The sequence below is a fragment of the Telmatospirillum sp. J64-1 genome (assembly GCF_006980715.1).
Taxonomy (GTDB): Bacteria; Pseudomonadota; Alphaproteobacteria; order Rhodospirillales; family Magnetospirillaceae; genus Oleiliquidispirillum; species Oleiliquidispirillum nitrogeniifigens.
This window is the reverse complement of record NZ_SBHN01000011.1, coordinates 152,195-158,702: the sequence shown is the minus strand read 5'-3', so window position 1 is coordinate 158,702 and position 6,508 is coordinate 152,195. Positions and strand designations below refer to the sequence as shown.

The window sequence follows — 6,508 nt, the reverse complement described above, 5'->3', positions numbered from 1 at the left end:
CGTGCTGGCCCAGGCCATCGTGCGCGAAGGCGCCAAGGCCGTCGCCGCCGGCATGAACCCGATGGACCTGAAGCGCGGCATCGACCTCGCCGTCGAAGCCGTCATCGCCGACGTCAAGAACCGTTCGCGCAAGGTCGAGACCAATGCCGAGATCGCCCAGGTCGGCACCATTTCGGCCAATGGCGAGCGTGAGATCGGCGAGATGATCGCCAAGGCGATGGAAAAGGTCGGCAACGAGGGTGTCATCACCGTCGAGGAAGCCAAGGGCCTGACCACCGAGCTGGACGTGGTCGAGGGCATGCAGTTCGACCGCGGCTACACCTCGCCCTACTTCGTCACCAATGCCGACAAGATGACCGTCGAGCTGGACAACCCCTTCATCCTGCTGCACGAGAAGAAGCTGGCCGGCCTGCAGCCGCTGCTGCCCGTCCTCGAGCAGGTGGTGCAGTCGGGCCGTCCGCTGCTGATCATCGCTGAAGACGTCGAAGGCGAAGCCCTGGCCACGCTGGTGGTCAACAAGCTGCGCGGCGGCCTGAAGGTCGCTGCCGTCAAGGCTCCCGGCTTCGGCGACCGCCGCAAGGCCATGATGGAAGACATCGCCATCCTGACCGGCGGCCAGGTGATCTCGGAAGACCTCGGCATCAAGCTCGAAAGCGTCAGCATCGACATGCTGGGTACCGCCAAGAAGGTGGTGATCACCAAGGAAAACACCACCGTCGTCGACGGTGCCGGCAACAAGGCCGACATCGAAGGCCGCTGCAAGCAGATCCGCGCGCAGATCGAGGAAACCACCTCGGATTACGACCGCGAGAAGCTGCAGGAACGCCTGGCCAAGCTGGCCGGCGGCGTGGCCGTGATCAAGGTCGGCGGCGCCAGCGAGATCGAGGTGAAGGAGCGCAAGGACCGCGTCGATGACGCCCTGCACGCTACCCGCGCTGCGGTCGAGGAAGGCATCGTCGCCGGTGGCGGCTCGGCCCTGATCTACGCCATCAAGGCGCTGGACAAGCTGCAGCCCGCCAACGAGGACCAGAAGGTCGGCATCGAGATCGTCCGCCGCGCCCTCCAGGCCCCGGTGCGTCAGATCGCCGAGAATGCCGGACAGGACGGCGCCATCGTGGCCGGCAAGCTGCTGGACTCGACCGACACCAACTGGGGTTACGACGCCCAGAAGGGCGAGTTCTGCGACATGGTGAAGGCCGGTATCATCGACCCCACCAAGGTCGTGCGCACCGCCCTGCAGGATGCCGCCTCGGTGGCCGGCCTGCTGATCACCACCGAAGCCATGATCGCCGAGAAGCCCGAAAAGAAGGCTGCTCCCGCCATGCCCGGCGGCATGGGCGACATGGACTTCTAAGATATCGGGCCGGATATCGCGGGAAGGGGCTCTTCGGAGCCCCTTCCTTTTTCATGGGCCTAGGCCGAAAGCGTGAAAATCTCCACGCCGTTTTCCGTCACGCCGATACTGTGTTCGAACTGCGCCGAGAGCGAGCGGTCGCGGGTCACCGCCGTCCAGCCGTCGGCCAGCACCTTCACCTCCGGACGACCGGCATTGAACATGGGCTCGATGGTGAAGATCATGCCGGGTTCCAGCACGATCCCGGTGCCCGGACGGCCGTAATGCAGGACCTGCGGCGCGTCATGAAAGACCTTGCCGACGCCATGACCGCAGAAATCCCGGACGATGGAAAAACGCTCGCGCTGCGCCACCTGCTGGATCGCCCAACCAACATCCCCCAGCGTCGCGCCGGGCCGCACGGCCGCTATGCCCGCCATCAGCGCTTCATGAGTCGCCGCGATCAGGCGACGCGCCTTCACGCTCGTCTCGCCCACCACATACATCCGGCTGGAATCGCCGTGCCAGCCGTCCAGGCGCGGCGTCACGTCGATATTCAGGATGTCGCCGGGGACCAGGATCTTCTTCTCGTCGGGGATGCCGTGGGTGACGACATGGTTGACGGAAATGCAGGTCGCGTGGCGATAGCCGTGATAGCCGATGGTGGCGGGAACCGCCCCCGCCTGGCGCATGAAGTCTTCGCACAGACGGTCAAGCTCGGCAGTCGAGACGCCCGGCCGGATGTAATCGGTAATGAAGTCCAGGCATCGCGCCGCCACCTTGCCCGCTGCCGCCATGCCGGCGAAGCCTTCCGGACCGTACAGGGGAATGGAACGGCCGGTGTCATCTTTCTGCGTCGAGGTCCGGGTCATGCCGCCACCGCCTGATGCAGGTCCATGACCATGCGGTCCACATAAGAAGGAACGGGACCACCGGCTAGGAGATGGGGCCGCAGCAGCGCCACCGGGCCATCGAAAAGGGCGAACTTCGCCCGCGCCAGGGCCTCTTCCCCCTGCTCCTGCTTCAGGAAGGCGAAGAAGGCTTCATCCAGCTCTTCCTGCTGCCGCTGCATCTCGCGGCGCAGGGTCTCGGGCGGCGTGTCCTCGAAGAGGTCATCCGTCTCGTTGAGCAGAAGGAAACGCGCCTCGCGCAGGGACTCGCGGGCCCAGGACGTCAGGGCCAAGGCGGTTTCCATCCCCTTTCCCGCCCTCAGCAACGGCAGAAGCCGCGTACTCAGGGAGGCATGGACCGCCAGCCATGCCGTCGCCACCACGCAGCTGCGGGACGTGAAACGGTGATAGATCGATCCCGTGGGCGCCCCCGCCTTGCGGGCGATCGCCACCATCGTCGCCGCGGAGGGGCCTCCCTCGGCGATGAGATCGATGGCCGCCTCGACGAAGACCTCGGGCTGGAATTTGGCTGTTCTGACCATGGACATTCCTGCAAGTCGCATCACGGACGCCCGGCCTTGGGCATCCGCAAATAGAATGTCCATTCTAGAAAGAGGAGTCAACAAAGACCGGCGGCACCGGATGGCACGATGTGCCGCACGGTCTTCACAGCCGTCAGTTCGTTTCGGCGCCCACCGCGGCCCCGCCCAGGCCGCCGACACCGGCCCCCACCGGTCCGCCCACGACGGCTCCGCCCGCGGCACCGGCCCCGGCGCCCGTCACGGGGCCGCAGGCTGCCAACAGGAGAAGCCCTGAAATCACCACGATCGCGCGCATCCCATTCATCCGAGAGCTCCTTTCGGGAAGGTGAACCTTTTGTCCCAACGCTCCAAACGGATGAAGGTTCCCCGCCATTTGCTCCGGCCAGGAAAAGGCATAAAAAAACCGGCCCTTGAAAGGGCCGGCTTTATCGTCTCTGCCGCCTGCGTCAGGTCATGCCGACGGCGGCCTTGTAGAGTTCGAGCAGCTGGTCGATTTCTTCGCGCTCCTGATCTTCCATCTTCCGCAGGCGGATGATCTGACGGATGATCTTGGTGTCGAAGCCCTGGCCCTTGGCCTGGGAATAGACGTCCTTGATATCGCTGGCGATGGCGCCTTTTTCTTCCTCAAGGCGTTCGATGCGCTCGATGAACTGGCGCAGGGCTTCGGCCGCAATGCCACCGATCTCGGAATGATTCTCGTCGTTCATGGACCCACTGATTCTCGGCTGGTGAAACGGGGCGGACTTTTACCTAAGTCGTAACGCCGAGGGACAATACCGCTACCCCGTCCTCTGGTGCAAGCAGGTCCTCGTAGCGAACCCCTTTCCGCCTGCCGCTGTTGTCCTCAAAAGCGACGGATGGGAGGAGACACGGTGTTCTTCAATGATTGGACAGGATTGCTACGGATCCTGATGGTCGGCATTCCGGCCTATGCCGCCATCGTGATCCTGCTGCGGGTTACGGGCAAGCGGACCCTGTCGAAGATGAATGCCTTCGACCTGATCGTCACCGTGGCCCTGGGCTCGACACTGGCCACGGTGATAATGTCGCGCGACGTAGCCTTGGCCGAGGGCGTCCTTGCCTTCGCGCTGCTGATCTTCCTGCAATGGGCAGTAGCGTGGGGATCAGCACATTCCGCGCGTTTCCGGCAATTCATCAAGGCCGAACCGACCCTGCTGTTCTTCGAAGGGAAGATGCTTCCCGAAGTCATGAAAGAGCAGCGCGTGGCACCGGAGGAGATCATGGCGGCCGCGCGGGCCAGCGGTTATCAAAGCCTCGAACAGGTCAAAGCCGTGGTCCTGGAAACCGATGGCAGCTTCAATGTCATCGGCACCACGAGCAACGCTCCGCCTTCAGCCATGAGCAATGTGGGGAAGATGCCGGACTAAGGCCCGGCCTCAGTGGGCTTCGTCCTCATTGTTCATGCGTATTTTCCAGTCCTCCCAGGATTCGCCATAGATCCAGCGGGCCACCTCCTCGTCGGTGACATGCATGCCATAGGCGCGGGCGGCCTCGGCGTACCAATGGATCAGGCTGTCACGGGAAAAGCCCACATTGTCGTACAGCATCTCGTCCGACAGGTCCGTGCGGCTGCGCAGCAGGGTCACCAATCGGCGGAAGGCGGCGGCTTCCAGGCGTTGGCGTTGGGCGTCGTCCATGGCGGGCCTCCATCAGCCGTTGACCCCGCTTATGTGGGGCCGGGGCTAAAGCCCGTCCACCGTCTCGGCCACCAGCATGTCCACCACGCGGCGCAATGCCTCTTCCGGGGTCATGCCGTCCATCAGGGCGCGGGCATGGACTTCCAGCTGACGCTGGGCGCTGGTGCCCCGCTGCAGGATGGTGCGCAGATGGCCGATCTCCTGCGTGCAGCCGAAGAAAAGCGCATCCTCCTCCGTCAGCGCGATCAGTTCCTCCAGCAGGTCGGCGCAGGGCACGATCTGCCCCTTGCCGAAATCCACCAGCCCGGCATCCAGGCCGTAGCGCTGCGCCCGCCAGCGGTTCTCGTCCACCAGCATGCGGGCATAGATGCGCCAGCGCTGGTTGTTGCGCCGCAGCCGCCACAGCATGCGCAGCAGGCAGCGGTAGAGGGCGGCAATGGCGATGGCGTCGTCCAGCCGGGTGCAGACATCGGTGATGCGCATTTCCAGCGTGGGAAAGCGGTCGGAGGGCCGAACATCCCACCACAGCTTGGTCGCATCCTCGATCAGCCCCGCCCCCACCAGCCAGGAGACATGGCGGCGGTATTCACTGAAGGACGCGAAATATTCCGGCAGGCCGGTGCGCGGCAGGCCGTTGAAGACGCTCATGCGATAGGATTTCAGGCCGGAATCATGCCCCCGCCAGAAGGGCGAGGAAGTCGACAGCGCCAGCAGGTGCGGCAGGAAATACGTCACCTGGTTCATCAGGTCGATGCGCAGCTCGTCGTCCTCCACCGCCACATGCACATGCATGCCGCAGATCACCAGCCGCCGCCCCACCCCCTGGAGATCGCGCGCCAGCACGGAATAGCGCTCCTTCTCGGTGAAACGCTGCACGTCCCATTCGGCGAAGGGATGGGTGGAGGCGGCGATGGGCGCCAAGCCGTGCCGCCTCGCCACGTCGGCCACTGTCCGGCGCAATTGTGCAAGGTCGTTGCGCACCTCGCCGATGCTGGAACAGACGCCTGTCCCCACCTCGATCTGCGAGCGCATGAATTCGGGACTGACCCGCCCGGTCAGCAATTCCTCGCAGGCGGGCAGCATCTCGGGCGGCGGCGTGACGCAAAGTTCGCGGGTCTCCAGCGAGACCAGATGGTATTCCTCTTCGATGCCGATGGTGAAGGACGGTTCTGCCATGTCAGTAGAGCTGCGCGCGGTGAAGGCCGGGTTCCGCCAGGATCGGCCCCAGGACCTCGGCCAGGAGTTCGGCCCAGCGTTTGGTTCCGGCTTCGTCCGAGATCAGGTCCTGGCGAATTTCCACTGATACATGGGGCAGCCCCGCCGCACCGGCATGGGTATCGACGGAATAACCCATCTGACGGCCCGAATAGGGTTCGTTATCCCCCACGCAGAGATCGGCATAGCCGTTCAGCGCGCGCAGCATGGGCACCGCGATGCGCGGGTCGCGGTTCCACAACACGCCGATATGCCAGGGGCGCGGCTGGCAATCCATCAGCATCGGCGTGAAGGAATGCACCGACATCAGGGCCGGTGCCGCGCTGTGATGATGCCACAGCCGGGCGATGGCCTGGGTGATGGTGTCGTGATAGGGCGTGAAGAAGGTCGCCACGCGCTCGGCCGCCGCATCGGCATCCAGCCCCAGATTGCCCGGCACGGCGATGCCGTCGCTGATCTCGGGGATCGAGGTGGGGTCGCCCGGCTGGCGGTTGCAGTCGATCACCAGCCGCGAATAATTGGTCATGATGGCGATGCAATCCAGCCGCTCGGCCAATCCCCTGGTCACGGCGGCGGCACCGATATCGTAGCCGACATGCCGGTCCAGCACCTCGCGATCCAGGCCCAAAGTGCCCAGCTTGCGGGGGATGGCATTGCTGGCATGGTCGCAGATGAGCAGAAGCGGCGTCGAGGCTTGCTCGTTGAAGACGGAAACGGCCGGGGCCTCGTCGGGGCCGAGCAGCGTCGGATATGAAGAAGAAGGACTGAGTTTGGTCATCGTGACCTCAATATAGCAACGACTTGGCAAAGTTACAGCGCAGGGAAAAGTTACGCGGGAGGGCTTGACGGAAGAGACGCCCGCAGACACGA

9 protein-coding genes are annotated in these 6,508 nt (G+C 64.3%); 2 read left to right on the top strand and 7 right to left on the bottom strand.

The window, feature by feature from the left end; genetic code table 11:
• A partial coding sequence (groL, locus tag EPD66_RS12390) for a chaperonin GroEL (protein WP_142848822.1) occupies window positions 1-1,354 on the top strand: 1,354 nt, incomplete at its 5' end.
• 59 nt (window positions 1,355-1,413) lie between these two features.
• Here the strand turns inward: groL and map are convergent.
• From map to EPD66_RS12375, 4 genes are all read right to left on the bottom strand, one after another.
• Window positions 1,414-2,205: a type I methionyl aminopeptidase gene (gene map, locus EPD66_RS12385; RefSeq protein ID WP_142848821.1), complete on the bottom strand. Its 792-nt coding sequence runs from the start codon at window positions 2,203-2,205 to the stop codon at window positions 1,414-1,416.
• Complete coding sequence (locus EPD66_RS12380; protein ID WP_185961392.1) at window positions 2,202-2,765, bottom strand: TetR/AcrR family transcriptional regulator; 564 nt, start codon at window positions 2,763-2,765, stop codon at window positions 2,202-2,204. The genes map and EPD66_RS12380 overlap by 4 nt, the downstream gene beginning before the upstream one ends.
• Window positions 2,766-2,898: 133 nt before the next feature.
• The gene (locus tag EPD66_RS24065) at window positions 2,899-3,048 is read right to left on the bottom strand and encodes a hypothetical protein (protein WP_185961391.1); all 150 of its coding nucleotides are present in this window, start codon (window positions 3,046-3,048) and stop codon (window positions 2,899-2,901) included.
• Between the two features lie 163 nt (window positions 3,049-3,211).
• Window positions 3,212-3,472, bottom strand: coding sequence for a DUF2312 domain-containing protein (locus EPD66_RS12375; protein ID WP_142848819.1), 261 nt, complete (start codon window positions 3,470-3,472; stop codon window positions 3,212-3,214).
• A 165-nt stretch (window positions 3,473-3,637) separates the two neighbouring features.
• On the opposite strand from EPD66_RS12375, the gene EPD66_RS12370 reads away from it, so the two are divergent.
• Complete coding sequence (locus EPD66_RS12370) at window positions 3,638-4,153, top strand: DUF421 domain-containing protein (protein ID WP_142848818.1); 516 nt, start codon at window positions 3,638-3,640, stop codon at window positions 4,151-4,153.
• A gap of 9 nt (window positions 4,154-4,162) precedes the next feature.
• Here the strand turns inward: EPD66_RS12370 and EPD66_RS12365 are convergent, their stop codons facing one another.
• Genes EPD66_RS12365 through EPD66_RS12355 form a run of 3 tightly spaced genes read right to left on the bottom strand, consistent with a single transcriptional unit; the run spans window position 4,163 to window position 6,416 of the window.
• Window positions 4,163-4,423, bottom strand: a complete 261-nt coding sequence (locus EPD66_RS12365; RefSeq protein ID WP_142848817.1) for a DUF1244 domain-containing protein — start codon at window positions 4,421-4,423, stop codon at window positions 4,163-4,165.
• Window positions 4,424-4,468: 45 nt separating this feature from the next.
• The gene (locus EPD66_RS12360; RefSeq protein ID WP_142848816.1) at window positions 4,469-5,599 is read right to left on the bottom strand and encodes a carboxylate-amine ligase; all 1,131 of its coding nucleotides are present in this window, start codon (window positions 5,597-5,599) and stop codon (window positions 4,469-4,471) included.
• Window position 5,600: 1 nt separating this feature from the next.
• Entirely contained in the window at window positions 5,601-6,416 is an 816-nt protein-coding gene (locus tag EPD66_RS12355; RefSeq protein ID WP_142848815.1) for an N-formylglutamate amidohydrolase, read from the bottom strand.
• Between the last annotated feature and the right edge of the window lie 92 nt (window positions 6,417-6,508).